The organism is Streptomyces polygonati, assembly GCF_042650325.1.
GTDB classification, from domain to species: domain Bacteria; phylum Actinomycetota; class Actinomycetes; order Streptomycetales; family Streptomycetaceae; genus Actinacidiphila; species Actinacidiphila polygonati.
This window is the reverse complement of sequence record NZ_JBHSBB010000008.1, coordinates 253054-269414: the sequence shown is the minus strand read 5'-3', so window position 1 is coordinate 269414 and position 16361 is coordinate 253054. Positions and strand designations below refer to the sequence as shown.

Sequence of the window (16361 nt, the reverse complement as noted above, 5' to 3'; positions counted from 1 at the left end):
GTCGGCGTGGAGGCGGGTCGGCCGGGCTCGCTAAACTTGCCCCGATCCATCCGGACGAGGGGGTCCGGCCGTCCGGTCGAGTTGCGGGAGTAGCGAGAGCAATGCGTATTGGTGTGCTGACCAGCGGCGGCGACTGCCCCGGGCTGAACGCCGTCATCCGGTCCGTGGTGCACCGCGCCGTGGTGGACCACAGTGACGAGGTCATCGGTTTCCACGACGGATGGAAGGGCCTGCTCGAAGCGGACTACCGCAAGCTGGACCTGGACGCGGTGAGCGGCATCCTGGCCCGTGGCGGCACCATCCTCGGCTCCTCCCGTGTCCAGCCGGCCCATCTGCGCGACGGTGTCGAGCGGGCCAGGGGCCATGTCCAGGACCTGGGGCTGGACGCGATCATCCCGATCGGCGGTGAGGGCACCCTCAAGGCGGCCCGGCTGCTGTCCGACGCGGGCCTGCCCATCGTCGGCGTGCCCAAGACGATCGACAACGACATCACCGCCACCGACGTCACCTTCGGCTTCGACACCGCGGTGGGTGTGGCGACCGACGCGCTGGACCGGCTGAAGACCACCGCCGAGTCGCACCAGCGGGTGCTGATCGTCGAGGTCATGGGCCGGCACACCGGCTGGATCGCGCTGCACTCGGGCATGGCGGCCGGTGCGCACGCCATCCTGGTGCCCGAGCGGCCTTTCGACGTCGCGGAGTTGGCCCGGGTGGTCGGCGAACGCTTCGAGGCGGGAAAGAAGTTCGCCATCGTCGTGGTGTCCGAGGGCGCCAAGCCGCGCCCCGGCACGATGGACTTCACCTCCGGCGCCACCGACGTCTACGGCCACGAGCGGTTCAGCGGTGTCGCCAACCAGCTCTCGGTGGAGCTGGAGGAGCGGCTCGGCAAGGAGGCCCGGCCGGTGATCCTCGGTCATGTGCAGCGCGGTGGCACCCCGACCGCGTACGACCGGGTGCTGGCCACCCGCTTCGGCTGGCACGCGGTGGAGGCGGTGCACGGCGGCCGGTTCGGCATGATGACGGCGCTGCGCGGCACCGACATCGTCCTGGTGCCGCTCGCCGAGGCCGTGGAAGAGCTCAAGACGGTCCCGGCCAACCGCTACATAGAGGCGGAGTGCGTGCTCTGACCCTGTCCCGCTCAGCCTCCGGAGTGCTTGCCCGCCCCCGGCCGGAATCGCGGCCAGGGGCGGATCTACTCTGGTGCGGGCACAACGGTCGAAGGAGTGACAGATGGATCACGGCGGGCACGGTATGCGGATGGACCTGCCGCCGTTCACCTTCGGGCGGGGCATGGTCTTCAGCGGGGACGACCCTTTCTTCCTGATCGGCTGTCTGCTGCTGCTGGCGCTGTACGGCTGGGGGGTGGCGCGGCTGGCGCTGCGCGGGGACCACTGGTCGGTGGGCCGCACCGCGGCCTTCGTACTGGGAGTGCTGACGGTCGGTGTGACGATGTGCACCCGGCTCAACGACTACGGCATGGTCATGTTCAGCGTGCACATGGTGCAGCACATGATCCTCAGCATGCTCTCCCCGATCCTGCTGCTGCTCGGCGCCCCGGTGACGCTGGCGCTGCGGGCGCTGCCGACCGCCGAGCGGGGGCATCTCGGCCCGCGCGAGCTGCTGGTGAAGCTGCTGCACAGCCGCTACATGCGCTACATCACCCATCCGGCCTTCACCATCCCGCTGTTCATCGCGAGCCTGTACGGGCTGTACTTCACGCCGCTGTTCGACACGCTGATGAGCAGCAGGACCGGGCACATCGTGATGATGCTGCACTTCCTGGGGGTCGGCCTGGTCTTCTTCTGGCCGATCATGGGCGTCGATCCCGGGCCGCACCGGCCGGGTTATGTGATGCGGATGCTGGAGCTGTTCGCGGGGATGCCGTTCCACGCCTTCTTCGGGGTGGCGCTGATGATGGCCAGCGAGCCGATGGTCACCACCTTCCTCCATCCGCCCGCCTCGCTCGGCGTCGATCCGCTGAACGACCAGACCGCGGCCGGCGGTATCGCGTGGGCGTTCAGCGAGGTCCCCTCGGTCATCGTGCTGGTCGCCCTGCTCTTCCAGTGGTACACCTCCGAGCAGCGCCAGGCGCGCCGCTCGGACCGGGCGGCGGACCGGGACGGCGACGCGGAACTCGTCGCGTACAACGCCTACTTGGCCTCGCTGCAGGCGCGCGGTCGCAGCTGACCGCACGGCGCGGCCGCCGGTGGGTGGGCAGCGGCCCGGGGGGACGGTCCCGGCCGGCTGACCGGCGGGGCGTGGTAGCGCCGGGCGCGGCGGCCGGTTCACCATGGGTGCCCGGCCGACGGCGGGCCCGCGCGGCCGCGGAGGGAGGGCGACCATGCCGGGACCTGCCAAGGCGATGGCGGTGTGCACGGTGGCGTGCCTGGTGGCGGTGGTGGGCTACTCGGCCACGCTCGGCTCCAGCGCCCTGCTGTGGCTCGGCTGGGTGGTGCTGGGCCTGTGCACGGCGGGCGTGGCCGCCCTCAAGGCGCCGCGCTGAGGGTCCCGCGACCACGGCATCGACTCGGCCGCCGCTGCGGCTGGCCCACGCTCCCCGGAAGCGCGGGCGGGGCCGGGCGGCGACCGTACGGGGTGATCGCTCACCCGTTCGCCGGAGCGTTGTCGTAGCGCCCTGGTCGCGGCGGGCGCGGGGGCACTACTCTGCCGTGGCACCGGAGCACTGGGGCGGCGCAGCCGGGCGTCGACGGACCGGTCGAGGGAGGCAGTCGCGGTGTTCTACCGGGTGCTCAAGTATGTGATTCTGGGTCCGCTGCTGCGGCTGTTCTTCCGGCCGCGGATCGACGGCCTGGAGAACATCCCGGAAAGCGGCGCGGCCGTCATCGCCGGCAATCACCTGTCCTTCTCGGACCACTTCGTGATGCCGACGGTCCTGCCGCGCCGGATCACCTTCCTGGCCAAGGCGGAGTACTTCACCGGCCGGGGCGTCAAGGGGCGGCTGACCGCGGCCTTCTTCCGCGGGATCGGCCAGATCCCGGTGGACCGGTCGGGCGGCAAGGCCTCGCAGTCGGCGATCGAGGCGGCGCTCGGCGTGCTCGGCCGCGGCGGGCTGCTGGGGATCTATCCGGAGGGCACCCGCTCGCCCGACGGCCGGCTCTACCGGGGGCGCACCGGCGTCGCGGTGATGGCGCTGCGGGCGGGGGCGCCGGTGATCCCGTGCGCGATGGTCGGCACCTTCGAGCTCCAGCCGCCGGGGCGGAAGATCCCGCGCCTGGGGCGGGTGACCATCCGCTTCGGCCGCCCGCTGGACTTCAGCCGGTTCGCCGGCCTGGAGGGGGAGCGCTACGCGGTGCGGTCGGTGACGGACGAGATCATGTACGAGATCATGGCACTGTCCGGCCAGGAGTACGTCGACCGGTACGCGGACGAGGTGAAGGCCGAGCGGGCGGAGTCGTCCCGCGCTCGCCCGCCGCGGACGCCGGAGTGATCGCGGGTACGATGCCGCTGCGCGGGAACCGACGAGACCACCGTAGGCGGGTATGAGCGAGCACGAGACGTACGACCGGCTGATCGCGCTGCTGGACGAGCAGGGCGCGCGGTACCGGACCATCGACCACGCGCCCGAGGGCGCCACCGAGGTGGTGAGCGGCCTGCGCGGCAACTCGCTGGCGCAGGCGGCGAAATGCATCGTGGTGATGGTCAAGGTCGGCAAGAAGGTGACCCGTTACGTGCTCGCGGTGGTGCCCGGCGACCGCCGGGTGGACCTGAACGCGGTGAAGGCGCTGCTGATGGGCACCTATGTGTCCTTCGCCTCCCAGGACATCGCGGAGCGGCTGGCCGGCAGTGTCAGCGGCACCGTGCTGCCGTTCTCCTTCGACGACAAGCTGGAACTGGTCGTGGACCCGGCGCTGCTGGCTCAGGACGAGATCTTCTTCAACGCGGCTCGCCTGGACCGGTCGCTGGCGCTGTCGGCCAAGGACTACGAGCGCGTCGCGGCGCCGCGGATCGAGCCGATCGCCGGCTGAGACCGCCCGCGGCTTCCTCCGGCGGGCCGCCCGCGCCCCCTGCTCGGGGCGCGGGCGGCCTCTTCCTACCGGGTGGCTAGCGGGCGGCCGGCACCGGCGCCGCGTGCGGGCCGCACACCACGTCGTGGTCGCCGAGCCGGCCGGTCAGCAGATAGTCGTCGACCCGGTCGTTGACGCAGGGGTTGACCAGTCCGGTGACGCCGTGCGAGCCGGCGTCCCGCTCGGTGATCAGCCGGGAACCTTCGAGCCTCCGGTGGACTTCGAGCGCGCCGTCATAGGGGGTGGCCGCGTCGCGGACGCTCTGCACGATCAGCACCCCGGGCAGTCCGCGCCCCCCGTGCACCGTGACCGGTGTCCGCTGCGGCACCGGCCAGGTGGCGCACGGCAGGTTCAGCCAGGCGTTGGACCAGGTGAGGAAGGGGTACGAGGCGTTGAGCGCGGTGTTGTCGCGGTCCCAGGTACGCCAGCTGGTGGGCCACTCGGCGTCGGTGCACTCGACCGCGGTGTAGACGGCGTTGCCGTTCTCGGCGGTGGTGTTGCCCGCGGTGTCGGACGGGTCCGGGCCGGCCGCGTCCACCAGGGCCTGGGTGTCGCCGGCCCGGTAGCTGCTCCACACGCCCGCGACGGAGGCCCAGGTGGAGTCGAAGTAGGGCGCGTTCTGGAAGTAGCCGAGCAGTTCGGCCGGGCCGATGACGCCGCCGATCGGCTGGGCCTTGGCCGCGGCGCGCAACTGCTCCCAGTTCGCCTGGACCGCTCCCGCGGTGTCGCCGAGGTGGTAGACGGAGTCGTACGAGGCGACCCAGGTCTCCCAGTCCTTCCAGCGCCGTTCGAACGCGACATCCTGGTCGAGGTTGTTCTGGTACCAGATCTGGTCCCGGTCCGGATTGACCACGCTGTCCACGATCATCCGGCGCACATGGGTCGGGAAGAGGCTCGCGTAGACCGAGCCGAGGTAGGTGCCGTAGGAGACGCCGAGGTAGTTGAGCCTGCTCTCGCCGAGCGCGGCCCGGATGACGTCTAGGTCGCGGGCGGTGTTGGCGGTGGTCATCTGCGAGAGCATCCGGGCGCCGGTGCGCTCCAGGCAGCCCTGGGCGTACTCGGCGGCGAGCTTGCGCTGGGCGCGCTTGTCGGCCTCGTCGCCGGGGACCGGGTCGGCCTTGGGCGCCTTGACGTACTCCTGCGGGTCCTCGCAGGAGATCGGCGCGGAGTGCCCGACGCCGCGCGGGTCGAACCCCACGAAGTCGTACGCCTTGGCGGTCTTGACCCACAGCGGGGCGGCGGTGGTGGAGCGCAGCGGGAAGCGCAGGCCCGAGCCGCCGGGGCCGCCCGGGTTGTAGATCAGCGAGCCCTGCCGCTCGGCGGGGGCGCCGGTGCTCGCCGCCCGGTCGACCGCCAGCCGGATGGTGTCGCCGAACGGCTTGGCGTAGTCGACCGGCACGGTGACCCAGCCGCAGCGCACGGGCGCGGCCAGTCCCCAGCCGGCCGGGCAGTCCGCCCAGTCGACGCCCTGCCGCGCGGCGCCGCGGGCGGCGATCAGCTCGCCGACCTGCTCCGGTACGGTGACGGACCTCGGCGCCGTGGTCCGCGGCGGGCCGGCGGTGGCCGCCGGGGCGACAGCGACGGCGCCCGCGAGCAGGACACCGGTGGAGACGAGCACGATCGTGCGTCTCACGTCGAACCTCCCCCTGAAGAACCGTGACTTGTGGCCACGGGGATCACAGTGATGAGGTGCGGATACTTTCCCCTGTGTGTCTGCTGTGAACAGCCCAGCCGGGTGATTCTTCGTCAAAATACGATTTTCGGCCGGAGTTGGCCGGGATCACCCGGTCGGGCGGTGGGCCGCCCGGGTGACGCGGGACGCGGTGCGGCCGGACCAGGGGGTCGCCGCCGGGCGCGGGCTCGCCCTCGCCGTGTTCGTACCGGCGCCGGTTCAGCGATGCCGGGCCGCGCCGAGGCCCCGGTCCAGCAGTCGGCGCAGGCGCAGGCCGTCGGCGGCCACGGCGGTGACCAGCAGGGCGGGGCCGGCGAGCGGGGTCAGCGTGGCCCGGCCCTCCTTCGGGGAGTCGGTGAGGATCAGCGGCTTGGCCGGGTCGCGGGCCAAGTCGGGATCGACCAGGAGGAGTTGGCCGACCGCCCGGTAGGGGCCGAGCACGGCGGGGCCGGACCAGGCAGGTGCGGCCGGGCCGTAGGAGAGCTCCTGGTCGTACAGCGGGCCTCCGTCGCGGTGCACGGTGAGCCGGGTGGTCAGATCGCCGGGAGCTTCGGCGTGCCGGCCGAGTATCTGCTCCTCGCGCAGCAACAGCCGTGCGGTCGGCGCGAGTTCGATCCGGGTGGTCATCCGCAGCGAGCTGCCCTTGGCCGAGATCAGCGGTTCCGGCAGCCAGCGCAGGGCCGCGTCGTCGCCGACGGTCAGCCGGATGTCGTACGACGCCGCCGCGCCGTCCAGGCCGGGCAGCGCCACGGTCGCCGCGGCGGACCCGACGACCAGCCGCGCCCCCGGGCCGACATCGGCCTCGATCCGCAGCCGGTCCCCGCCCAGCGGGGCGCTCATCGCCCCCACCAGGATCACCGCGCCGCCGCGCGACCGGCGCAGCGCCAGCGGGCCCTCCCCCGCCAGCACCGGCAGCGCCGTACCGCCGCGCCCGTCCGCGACGGCTCCGATCCGGGCGACGGCCCGGACGCCGCGACCGGTCATCCGGCCGCCACCGACGCCCAGGCGGTGAGCCGTTCGGCGATCCAGCCGGCGATCGGGGCGACGCCGTCGGGCGCGGCGAGCGAGGTGAAGACCACCGGCAGGTGGCCGCGCTGGGCGGCGGCGTCGCGGGCCATCCGGTCCAGGTCGGCGCCGACATAGGGGGCGAGGTCCGTCTTGTTGACCACCAGCAGATCGGCGGTGGTCACGCCGGGGCCGCCCTTGCGGGGGATGTCGTCGCCCCCGGCCACGTCGATGACGAAGATCTGCGCGTCCACCAGCCCCTTGGAGAAGGTCGCGGTCAGATTGTCGCCACCCGACTCGACCAGCACCAGGTCGAGCGGACCCACCGCCTCCTCCAGGTCCTCGACGGCTTCGAGGTTGGCCGAGATGTCGTCCCGGATCGCGGTGTGCGGGCAGGCCCCGGTCTCGACGGCGACGATCCGCTCGGCGGGCAGCACGGCGTTGCGCAGCAGGAAGTCGGCGTCCTCACGGGTGTAGATGTCGTTGGTCACCACCGCGATGGCCACCTCGTCGCGCAGCCTGCGGCACAGCGCGGCGACCGTGGCCGTCTTGCCCGATCCGACCGGGCCGCCGAGCCCGATCCGCAGCGCCCGGCGCCGCCCGTCGGGGCCGGTCCCGGGGGCGGAGTGGGCGTACCGCTCGGGGAAAACCTGAGGATGATCGAGGTGCATGGCCGACTCCCTGGGGACGGGCGGACGAGGACGGTGGCGGGCCGGGCGGCGGCGCGGCGGGTGGCTGACCGGCTGGTGGCCGGTGGCGAGTGACGTTTGGCGGCCGGTCATGAGGCGAAGAGCCTGACCGGCCAGGTCGCGTGGTGCTCGGCCGCGAGGTCGAGCAGGGGCGCCGAGGCGGCGGGCAGGGCCGCCACGCCCTCGGTCAGGGCCTCGGCGGCGGCGGACTCCGCCGCCGCCGCGACCAGGTCGATGTCGGGAGCCAGCCGCGCCAGCACCGAGGCGGCGTGGAAGGGGTCGAGGCTGAGCAGGCGGACCGCGGCGGTGGCGGGGGCGCTGGCGGCTTCGTACGCGGCGGCGTACGCGGCGTCCAGCGGGCGGAGACCGGCCGCCCCGGCGGTGAGGCCGAGGACGACGGGCTGGTGGGCGCCGCGCGGGTGGGCGGCGGCCAGGGCGTCGAGGGCCGGGTCCGGCCAGGCGGCCCGCGCCGCGCGCAGCAGCTGGCGGCCCAGACGGCGCGAGACCGCCCGCAGCGCCGGAGAAGGTGAGCGGGCGTCGGCCGCCTCGTCCAGGATCAGGGGGTCGAGCCCGGCGGTCGCCGCCGCGGCCAGTGCGGCGGCGACCAGTCCCGTGGTGTGCAGCCGGCCGCGGCAGAACTCCGCGAGCGTGGCCGCGTCATGGACCCGGCCGTCGGCGACGGCGGCCTCCGCCCCGCCCGAGTGCGCGTGGCCGCCGGCCGGAAAACGGCCGTCGGCGAGCAGCAGCAGGGCGGCGCGGGCGGCAGGTCGGGTCATCGTCGCTCCTCAGAAGAGGAAGTACCGCTGGGCCATGGGCAGTTCGGCGGCCGGCGCCGGCTCGACCACCTCACCGTCGATCCGTACCGTGAAGGTGTCCGGGTCGACCTCGACCACCGGCAGCGCGTCGTTCTCCCGCATGTCGGCCTTGGTCACCGCCCGGGTGCCCCGGGCGGCGGTGAACTGCTTGCCGAGACCGAGCCGTTCGGGCAGTCCGTCCGCCAGCGCGGCCTCGGTGACGAAGTTGACCGAGTTCAGCGCCGGGGCCGAGCCCACGCCGCCGAACATCGGCCGGGGCAGCACCGGCTGCGGGGTGGGGATGGACGCGTTGGCGTCGCCCATCTGCGCGTAGGCGATCTGGCCGCCCTTGATGACCAGTTGGGGTTTGACGCCGAAGAACGCCGGTTCCCAGAGCACCAGATCGGCCAGCTTGCCCGGCTCGACCGAGCCGACCTCCGCGTCGAGGCCCTGGGCCACCGCCGGGTTGATGGTGTATTTGGCGACATAGCGGCGGGCCCGGTGGTTGTCGGCCGGGCCGTCACCGGGCAGCGGGCCGCGCCGCCGCTTCATCACATGGGCGGTCTGCCAGGTCCGCAGCGCGACCTCGCCGATCCGGCCCATCGCCTGCGAGTCGGAGCTGATGATGCTGATGGCGCCGAGGTCGTGCAGTACGTCCTCGGCCGCGATGGTGGACGGCCTGATACGGGACTCGGCGAAGGCCAGGTCCTCCGGGACCGCCGGATTGAGGTGGTGGCAGACCATCAGCATGTCGAGGTGCTCCTCGACGGTGTTGACGGTGTGCGGCCGGGTCGGGTTGGTGGACGAGGGCAGCACATGCGGCTGCGAGACCACCGTGATGATGTCCGGCGCGTGCCCGCCGCCCGCGCCTTCGGTGTGGTAGGCGTGGATGCCGCGCCCGGCGATCGCCGCGAGGGTGTCCTCCACGAAGCCGGCCTCGTTCAGCGTGTCGGTGTGGATGGCGAGCTGGGCGCCGGTCCGCTCGCACACGGTCAGGCACGCGTCGATGGCCGCCGGGGTCGAGCCCCAGTCCTCGTGGATCTTGAAGCCGACCGCGCCGGCCTTCAACTGGTCGTGCATGGACTGCTGGTTGACGGTGTTGCCCTTGCCGAGCAGCCCGACGTTGACCGGGTAGGCCTCCAGGCCGGCGAACATCCGGGCCAGGTGCCAGCCGCCCGGTGTGACGGTGGTCGCCTTGGTGCCCTCGGCGGGTCCGGTGCCGCCGCCGATGACGGTGGTGACACCGGAGGCGAGCGCCTGGGTCATCAGGGTGGGCGAGATGAAGTGGACGTGCGCGTCGATCGTGCCGGCGGTGATGATCTTGCCGTTGCCCGCGATGATCTCGGTCTCCGGGCCGATGACGAGGTCCAGGTGCACGCCGTCCATGGTCTCGGGGTTGCCGGCCTTGCCGAGTGCGGTGATCCGGCCGTCACGGATGCCGATGTCCGCCTTGACGACACCCCAGTGGTCCAGCACCACCGCGCCGGTGATCACCGTGTCGGGGGCGCCTTCGGCGCGGCTGGCGCGGCTTTGCCCCATGGACTCCCGGATCACCTTGCCGCCGCCGAAGACCGCCTCGTCCCCGGTCCGCTCCGGGCCGCCGGCCAGGTCGCGTTCGACCTCGATGAGCAGATCGGTGTCGGCGAGCCGGATGCGGTCGCCGGCGGTGGGGCCGTAGAGGTCGGCGTATACGGCCCGGGACAGCTCAGCCACGCTCGGCTCCGTTCGGGTCGGGGTTTCCTGCCGGGTCCGGGTCCGGGTCCGGGTCGGCGGCCGCCGGCCCGGGGCTGCCGCCGGAACCCGCGTCGAGCGGGCCGGCGGTCTCGCCGCGCAGGCCGGCGACGATCCGCTGCCCGGCGATCGGCACCAGCTCGACCTCGGCGGGGATGCCGGGCTCGAAGCGGACGGCGGTGCCCGCCGCGATGTTCAGCCGCAGGCCGTGCGCGGCGGCGCGGTCGAAGCGCAGTCCGGGGTTGGCCTCGGCGAAGTGGTAGTGGGAGCCGACCTGGACCGGCCGGTCGGCGGCGTTGAGCACCGTCAGCCGGGTCACCGGACGGCCGGCGTTCAGCGGCAGCGGCTGGTCGGTGAGGAGGATCTCTCCGGGAATCACTGTGGCCCGCCCCTCAGACGATCGGCTGGTGGACGGTGACGAGCTTGGTGCCGTCCGGGAAGGTGGCCTCGACCTGGACCTCGTGGATCATCTCGGGGATGCCGTCCATGACATCCTCGCGGGTCAGGACGCTGCGGCCGGACGCCATCAGCTCGGCGACGGTCCGCCCGTCGCGGGCTCCTTCGAGGAGGTGCGCGGTGATCAGCGCGACCGCCTCGGGATGGTTGAGCCGCAGCCCGCGGGCGCGCCGCCGGGCGGCCACGTCGGCGGCGACATGGATGAGCAGCCGCTCCTGCTCATGGGGGGTCAGCTGCACACTGCACCTCACAGTCGTCCGGGTTCCGCGAGATTAGTTCGGCGGCGTTTCGCCTGCGTTAACGCCTGTTACGGGCGGCTGTTACGGGCTCCGCCATGGATTCAGCGCACCTCGGGGCCGCGGTGCTCGGCGGCGATGCCGAACCTGCGGCGTTCGCCCGTGGCGGACGGCCGGGAGCCGACGGCGGACACGGTGCTGATCACCCGCTCCTCGGCCTGCTCGTCGAGATCACGCAGTCGTTGCAGGTCAGCGGCGGACACCAGGGCGACGAGCGGCTTGCCGTGACGGGTCAGCACCACCTGTTCACCGCCGTAGACGACGCGGTTGATGAGCTCGGCCAGCTCCGCGCGCGCTTGTGTCACCGGGACGTCATGGGTCATGCTCCCCATCATAACGAGATGTACGTCCTGTACATTTTGAAGTGATGGACCTGACGGACCTCGATGGACCCGAAGGAAGCGCCGGAGGTGCCTGCCATGTTCCGACCGACCGCCCGTTATGTGCTGCCCGAGTTCACCGAGCGCAGCGGTAACGGGGTTCGCACCATGGACCCGTATTCCAAGCTGCTCCAGGAGCGGATCGTCTTCCTGGGCACCCGGATCGACGACACCTCGGCGAACGACGTGATGGCCCAGCTCATCCACCTGGAGAGCGCCGCCCCCGAGCAGGACATCCATCTCTACATCAACTCGCCCGGCGGCTCCTTCTCGGCGATGACCGCCATCTACGACACCATGCAGTTCGTCACCTGCGAGGTGTCCACGGTGTGCATCGGCCAGGCGGCCTCCGCCGCCGCGGTGCTGCTGGCCGCCGGACAGCACGGCAAGCGGATGATCACTCCGGGCGCGCGGATCCTCATCCACCAGCCGTCGATGGGCGAGGGGATACAGGGGCAGATCTCCGACCTGGAGATCCAGGCCCATGAGATGCTCCGCGTCCGCGAGCAGTTGGAGACCCTGCTGAGCCGGCACACCGGGCAGGACCGGGAGCGGGTCGGCGCCGACATCGAGCGGGACAAGGTCTTCGACGCCGAGGCCGCGGTGGCGTACGGACTGGCGGACCGGTTGACGGCCGGCCGCAAGACCAACCCGGCCCCGAACCGCCCGAGGTGACCCGCGGTGACACCCGAACCGCCGCCGCTGCCCGCCCTCACCCGGTCCGAGGGCGAGCTGGTCGACCGCTATCTGGAGGCGGTCGATCTACTGGGACGGATCAATCCGTCCCGGACCACCGACACCTACGCGGCCTTACGGGCGGCGCAGGCACTGGTCAGCCGGGCGGTGGCCCTCAAGGACGCGCTCACCGTGATGCACATGCGCGGCGAGACGGAACTGCACCACGGCACACTCGGCCGGGCGCTGCGCGTGCTGGACGGCGAGCGCCGCTCCGGGCTGGTCACGGTGGCGCCCGAGCCGGCGGCCGGACCCCCGGAGGAGTGAACCGCGGAGGCGCCCGCCGAGCCGGCCGGCGCGCGGCGCCGGACACACCCGGCGCGATGACACGGCGGCCTCACCCGAATGGCACCCGGCTCGGCGGGCGCGGAATTCCGCCGCAGTTGCGCGTGTCGGCTGGACGTCGTCCGGCTTCACGGTCATCACACCAGGTCAGCGCCCGGGAGGCAGGTCCGCGGCGCGGCTTCCCGGCCGCTGCTCAGTCGGATGGCCGATCTGTGATGAAACTCACACAGCGCGTTTCTGTCCCTGCATGAGCACGCTGCGTGCGTAAGCATCCCTGGTGACGACAAGCCCCCGTCGCCGTGACGGGGCGGTCCGCGCGGACGCCCAATCCTGCCGCCGCGCGGATGCCAGGTCGACACGAGTGCAACGGCGGGAGCGGAGGACCCAGCACGACGGGGCCGGCCACGGAGACTGCTTCCCGGCCGCCCCTTGGGGTGAAGCCGCGCTGATCGCGGCCGGGCATCTTCGCCTGCTCGAACCCGACAGGTCATCCTTCGCAGGCTGACGACGAAGGGTCGCGCATGACCGCGCTCCACCGTGTCTCCTCGCCGGAGACGGACGCCGCCCGCCCGTCCTCCCCCGGGCCGGCCGCCACCCCTGCCGCCACCGCGGCCCCCGTCCGCCGTCCGCCCGCCCGGATCTCCGCCCGGCTCTCCCGGCTCGGTGCGGCCTCCGTGCTCACCGCGGCGGCCGTGACCGTGCCCTCGCTGCTGTCGGGCGCCGCCCAGCGGGCCGAGGCGGGCACTCCGGCCGCCCTGGCGCTCGGCGTGGCCGCGTCGAAGAAGGGCTCGCCCTACCAGTGGGGCGCCACGGGTCCGTACCGCTTCGACTGCTCCGGGCTGACGCTCTACTCCTTCAAGCGGGCCGGCAAGGCGATCCCGCGCACCGCGGCCGCCCAGTACAACAGCACGCGGCACATCCTGGCGCGCTCGCGGAAGGCCGGCGACCTGGTGTTCTTCCACACCGGCTCGTCCGGCTCCTCCGTCTACCACGTGGGGATCTACGCCGGCGGCGGCAACATCTGGCACGCCCCCAAGACGGGGGCGCGGGTACGGCTCGAACACATCTGGACCCATCACGTCTGGTACGGCAGGGTGCGGTGAAACCCTCAGGGCACCGGAACCGCCCAGGGGAGCATGATCCACACGGTCTTGCCGCCGTCCTCGGTCGGGGTGACATGGAGGCCGCCGCCGGATTCGACGGTGAGGTGACGGATGATCACCATGCCCCGGCCGTTGTCCTGCTGGACGGCCGCGGGCAGCCGGCGGGGCCAGCGCGGGTGGCTGTCGGTGACCCCGATGTGCAGCTGCTCGCCGTGTTCGAGCCGCACCTCCACGGTGAAGGTCGGTGACTGGCCGGAGGTGTGCAGCACCGCGTTGGTGGCCAGTTCGGAGACGATCAGCCGTACCGAGTCGGCTGCCGGATCGTCCGGTGGCAGCCCCCATCCCTGAAGCAGCGCGCACACATAGCGCCGGGCCGTCGTCACCGACGCGGGGTCGCTGGGCAGGGTGACCGTTGCTTCCTGTGGATCCGCCATGGCGACGCCGTTCCCTTTCCTCCCGTGACCGGGCTACGGTGCGCCGGGGTTCCCGACCCGTTTCTCACCTCAGGTCCGGATACTGCCGATTCGCACCGCAGTGCACTCATGGTGCCGCCATTGCGGGCGTTCCACACCCGTCTGCATATATCTGTCGCTCAAATCAGTGAACTCTGCTACGTGGATACGCATGTGGTCGGCACACTGTCGTAATGGCGGCCGTGCGGCCGCCATCGCACACTCAGGAGGCGCGAGAGAGCATGGAACGGGTCCCCGCCGTACGCCGGCGCAGACTTGGCGAGGAGTTGCGTCGATTACGCGACCTGGCCGGGCTGACCAGTGGTGAAGCGGCCACGCTGGCCGGATGGCACCAGTCGAAAGTCAGCCGGATCGAGACCGGTCGCAGCAGCGTCCGCGCCGAGGATGTGACGGTGCTCCTCGATGTCTACCGGGTGCACGACCTGGCCGTGCGCGATCTGCTCGGCACCCTCGCCGGCAAGGGCTACCAGCGCGGCTGGTGGCACGACTTCCGCGATGTGCTGCCGGTGGAGTACCGCGACTTCATCACCCTGGAGACCGGGGCCGCCAGGGCCCGCTCCATGGAGAACACCGTGGTCCCGGGGCTGCTCCAGACCCCCGACTACGCGCGGGCGCTGACCGCGGACGTGATGCCGCAGCTGGACCGGCGGGAGTTGGACGCTCTGGTCGACGTGCGCCTGGCCCGGCAGGCGGTGCTCCGGCAGGACTCGCCGCTGGAGCTGTGGGCGGTGCTCGACGAGGCGGTGCTGCGGCGCGGGGTCGGCGGGCGCGAGGTGATGGCGGCCCAGTTGCGGAAACTGGAGGAGGCCGCAGAACTTCCGCAGGTCCGGCTGCAAGTCCTGCCGTTCGCCGCCGGTGGGCACATGGGAGTGACGAATTCTTTCGTCATCTTCTCATTTCCGCGCATTGCTGATCTGGATGTGGTCGTTGTCGACCATTTGACCGGTAGTCTCTACGTCGATCGGAAAGAGGACATCACGGCCTACACGGCCGCGTTCACCCGATTGCACGCCCGGGCTCTTCCCCGCGAGGAGTCGGCGGCGATGATCGCCGGTATCCGTGACGAGTTGTCGGGTTAGTTCGGATCGGTTCGGTCAGCCGAACGAGCCGAGTCAGCCGCGCCGACCGGAAATTGGAGGCCTCATGACGACGCGGTCCCGTTATCTTTCCTGCAGTGCCGCTCTTTCTGGCGTGACCTGGCGGCGCAGCAGCCACAGCACCGCCGCGAACAACTGCGTGGAGACGGCCCGGCTGGCATCGGGGCAGCTCGCGGTGCGCGACTCCAAGAACGTTTTGGGGCCGGCGCTGCTCTTCCCGCCCGACGCGTGGGCGGACTTCGTACGAGCGCTGACGGGCGACGGCCTGGGCCGGGCCTGAGTCCCCCCGTCCCCGGGCCGGCCGCGGTCGTCCACGCGGCCGGCCCGGGGTCACGGCCGCGGCGCCGTCCGGACGATGATGTCCGCGGCGTCCGCGACCTGACTGTCCGTCAGATCGCAGCGGGCGGTCAGCCGCAGCCGGGACACCCCGTCGGGCACCGACGGCGGGCGGAAGCAGCCGACGGCCAGTCCCTCGGCCCGGCAGGCCGCCGCCCAGGCCACCGCCGAGTCGGCCGAGGGGGCGCGTACCGACACCACACAGGCGTCGGGCGCGCTCGACTCCAGGCCCGCCCCGGTCAGCCGCCGGTGGAAGTCGCGGGCCACCGCCCGCGACCGCCCGGCCCGTTCCGGTTCGCGGCGCAGCAGCCGCAGCGCGCCGAGCGCGGCGCCGGCGGCGGCCGGGGCCAGGCCGGTGTCGAAGATGAAGGTGCGGGCCGCGTTCACCAGGTGCTCGATGACGGCCGCCGGGCCGAGCACCACACCGCCCTGGGCGCCCAGAGCCTTGGACAGGGTCGCGGTGCACACCAGGTCGGGCGCCCCGGCCAGACCCGCCGCGGCCGCCGCGCCGCGGCCCTCCGCGCCGAGCACGCCGAGGCCGTGCGCGTCGTCGACCAGCAGCCCGGCGCCGTACTCCCGGCAGACAGCCGCCAGCGCGGCCAGCGGGGCGGCGTCGCCGTCCACCGAGAAGACCGTGTCGCTGACCACGACGGCGGCGCCCCGGTGCCCGTCCAGCGCCTTGGCCACGGCGTCGGGGTCGGCATGCCGGACCACCTCGGTGGTGGCCCGGGACAGCCGGCAACCGTCGATGAGGGAGGCGTGGTTGGCGGCGTCGGAGACCAGCAGGGTGCCGGGGGCGGTGAGCGCGGTGACCGCGGCGAGATTGGCGGCGTATCCGGAGGCGAACACCAGGGCCGCCTCGAAGCCGGTGAAGTCGGCGAGTTCCGCTTCGAGTTCGGCGTGCAGCGCGGTGCTGCCGGTGACCAGCCGGGAACCGGTCGCGCCGGCGCCCCAGCGCAAGCAGGCGTCGGCTCCCGCCCGGGTGACCTCGGGGTGCCGGGTCAGGCCCAGGTAGTCGTTGCCGGCCAGGTCGAGCAGCGCCGACTCGGCCGGGCGCGGGCGCAGTTCCCTGCGCAGCCCGGCCGCGCGGCGGGTCCGGTCCTGCTCGGCGATCCAGGCGAAGGGGCCGGTGGCCCCGGCGTGCTGCGGGCCGTTCACGCTGGTCGCGCCGTTCACGGCGGTCCCCCTCGGTGCGGTTCGGGTGGTGGTTGCAAGCAACGTACTTGGCCCCGGACGTGCACAGGGTGTGGTGATGCACACACCCCGGGCCACCCCTGTTGTGCG

The 16361-nt window shown here is 72.6% G+C and carries 19 protein-coding genes and 1 pseudogene; 10 read left to right on the top strand and 10 right to left on the bottom strand.

All coding sequences use genetic code 11. From position 1 onward, the window contains the following. The first annotated feature begins 101 nt into the window (after positions 1-101). The 5 genes from ACFO3J_RS09830 (at position 102) to ACFO3J_RS09810 (ending at position 3986) form a co-directional block, all read left to right on the top strand. On the top strand, positions 102-1127 hold the full coding sequence (locus tag ACFO3J_RS09830) for a 6-phosphofructokinase (RefSeq protein WP_386428142.1): 1026 nt from the start codon (positions 102-104) through the stop codon (positions 1125-1127). 103 nt (positions 1128-1230) lie between these two features. Beyond that, positions 1231-2187, top strand: coding sequence for a cytochrome c oxidase assembly protein (locus ACFO3J_RS09825; RefSeq protein ID WP_386428141.1), 957 nt, complete (start codon positions 1231-1233; stop codon positions 2185-2187). 154 nt (positions 2188-2341) lie between these two features. After that, the gene (locus tag ACFO3J_RS09820) at positions 2342-2503 is read left to right on the top strand and encodes a hypothetical protein (RefSeq protein ID WP_386428139.1); all 162 of its coding nucleotides are present in this window, start codon (positions 2342-2344) and stop codon (positions 2501-2503) included. Positions 2504-2734: 231 nt separating this feature from the next. Continuing rightward, entirely contained in the window at positions 2735-3448 is a 714-nt protein-coding gene (locus ACFO3J_RS09815) for a lysophospholipid acyltransferase family protein (protein WP_386428138.1), read from the top strand. A 52-nt stretch (positions 3449-3500) separates the two neighbouring features. Continuing rightward, complete coding sequence (locus ACFO3J_RS09810; protein ID WP_386428136.1) at positions 3501-3986, top strand: YbaK/EbsC family protein; 486 nt, start codon at positions 3501-3503, stop codon at positions 3984-3986. A 76-nt stretch (positions 3987-4062) separates the two neighbouring features. Here the strand turns inward: ACFO3J_RS09810 and ACFO3J_RS09805 are convergent, their stop codons facing one another. From ACFO3J_RS09805 to ACFO3J_RS09770, 8 genes and pseudogenes are all read right to left on the bottom strand, one after another. Beyond that, complete coding sequence (locus ACFO3J_RS09805) at positions 4063-5658, bottom strand: alpha/beta hydrolase (RefSeq protein ID WP_386428134.1); 1596 nt, start codon at positions 5656-5658, stop codon at positions 4063-4065. A gap of 258 nt (positions 5659-5916) precedes the next feature. Continuing rightward, positions 5917-6681, bottom strand: coding sequence for an urease accessory protein UreD (locus tag ACFO3J_RS09800; RefSeq protein WP_386428132.1), 765 nt, complete (start codon positions 6679-6681; stop codon positions 5917-5919). Further along, positions 6678-7373, bottom strand: coding sequence for an urease accessory protein UreG (ureG, locus tag ACFO3J_RS09795; RefSeq protein ID WP_386428131.1), 696 nt, complete (start codon positions 7371-7373; stop codon positions 6678-6680). Before ureG ends, ACFO3J_RS09800 begins: the two co-directional genes overlap by 4 nt. 107 nt (positions 7374-7480) lie before the next feature. Further along, a complete protein-coding gene (locus ACFO3J_RS09790; protein WP_386428130.1) occupies positions 7481-8167 on the bottom strand; it encodes an urease accessory protein UreF in 687 nt (228 codons plus the stop codon). 9 nt (positions 8168-8176) lie between these two features. Next, complete coding sequence (locus tag ACFO3J_RS09785) at positions 8177-9898, bottom strand: urease subunit alpha (protein WP_386428129.1); 1722 nt, start codon at positions 9896-9898, stop codon at positions 8177-8179. Positions 9899-9986: 88 nt separating this feature from the next. After that, a pseudogene (locus ACFO3J_RS09780) lies at positions 9987-10295 on the bottom strand (urease subunit beta); the annotation flags it as partial. Between the two features lie 13 nt (positions 10296-10308). After that, positions 10309-10611 carry an urease subunit gamma gene (locus ACFO3J_RS09775; protein ID WP_386428128.1) on the bottom strand — a complete coding sequence of 101 codons (303 nt, stop codon included), beginning with the start codon at positions 10609-10611 and terminating at the stop codon, positions 10309-10311. A 101-nt stretch (positions 10612-10712) separates the two neighbouring features. Beyond that, a complete protein-coding gene (locus tag ACFO3J_RS09770) occupies positions 10713-10991 on the bottom strand; it encodes a type II toxin-antitoxin system Phd/YefM family antitoxin (RefSeq protein WP_386428126.1) in 279 nt (92 codons plus the stop codon). A gap of 96 nt (positions 10992-11087) precedes the next feature. On the opposite strand from ACFO3J_RS09770, the gene ACFO3J_RS09765 reads away from it, so the two are divergent. The 3 genes from ACFO3J_RS09765 to ACFO3J_RS09755 all read left to right on the top strand — a co-directional run bounded on the left by ACFO3J_RS09765 (position 11088) and on the right by ACFO3J_RS09755 (position 13171). After that, positions 11088-11723 carry an ATP-dependent Clp protease proteolytic subunit gene (locus tag ACFO3J_RS09765; RefSeq protein WP_386428125.1) on the top strand — a complete coding sequence of 212 codons (636 nt, stop codon included), beginning with the start codon at positions 11088-11090 and terminating at the stop codon, positions 11721-11723. 6 nt (positions 11724-11729) lie between these two features. Beyond that, entirely contained in the window at positions 11730-12050 is a 321-nt protein-coding gene (locus ACFO3J_RS09760) for a hypothetical protein (RefSeq protein ID WP_386428123.1), read from the top strand. A gap of 539 nt (positions 12051-12589) precedes the next feature. After that, on the top strand, positions 12590-13171 hold the full coding sequence (locus ACFO3J_RS09755) for a C40 family peptidase (RefSeq protein WP_386428121.1): 582 nt from the start codon (positions 12590-12592) through the stop codon (positions 13169-13171). A 5-nt stretch (positions 13172-13176) separates the two neighbouring features. Here ACFO3J_RS09755 and ACFO3J_RS09750 read toward each other — a convergent pair whose 3' ends face one another. Continuing rightward, positions 13177-13605, bottom strand: coding sequence for an ATP-binding protein (locus ACFO3J_RS09750; RefSeq protein WP_386428120.1), 429 nt, complete (start codon positions 13603-13605; stop codon positions 13177-13179). Between the two features lie 260 nt (positions 13606-13865). Between ACFO3J_RS09750 and ACFO3J_RS09745 the strand changes: the two genes are divergently transcribed. Then, positions 13866-14723 (top strand): helix-turn-helix domain-containing protein, encoded by an 858-nt coding sequence (locus ACFO3J_RS09745; RefSeq protein WP_386428118.1) that lies wholly within the window; start codon positions 13866-13868, stop codon positions 14721-14723. A 64-nt stretch (positions 14724-14787) separates the two neighbouring features. Further along, positions 14788-15021: a DUF397 domain-containing protein gene (locus tag ACFO3J_RS09740; RefSeq protein WP_386428116.1), complete on the top strand. Its 234-nt coding sequence runs from the start codon at positions 14788-14790 to the stop codon at positions 15019-15021. 50 nt (positions 15022-15071) lie between these two features. Here ACFO3J_RS09740 and ACFO3J_RS09735 read toward each other — a convergent pair whose 3' ends face one another. Beyond that, positions 15072-16253: an 8-amino-7-oxononanoate synthase gene (locus tag ACFO3J_RS09735; protein ID WP_386428115.1), complete on the bottom strand. Its 1182-nt coding sequence runs from the start codon at positions 16251-16253 to the stop codon at positions 15072-15074. Positions 16254-16361: the final 108 nt, after the last annotated feature.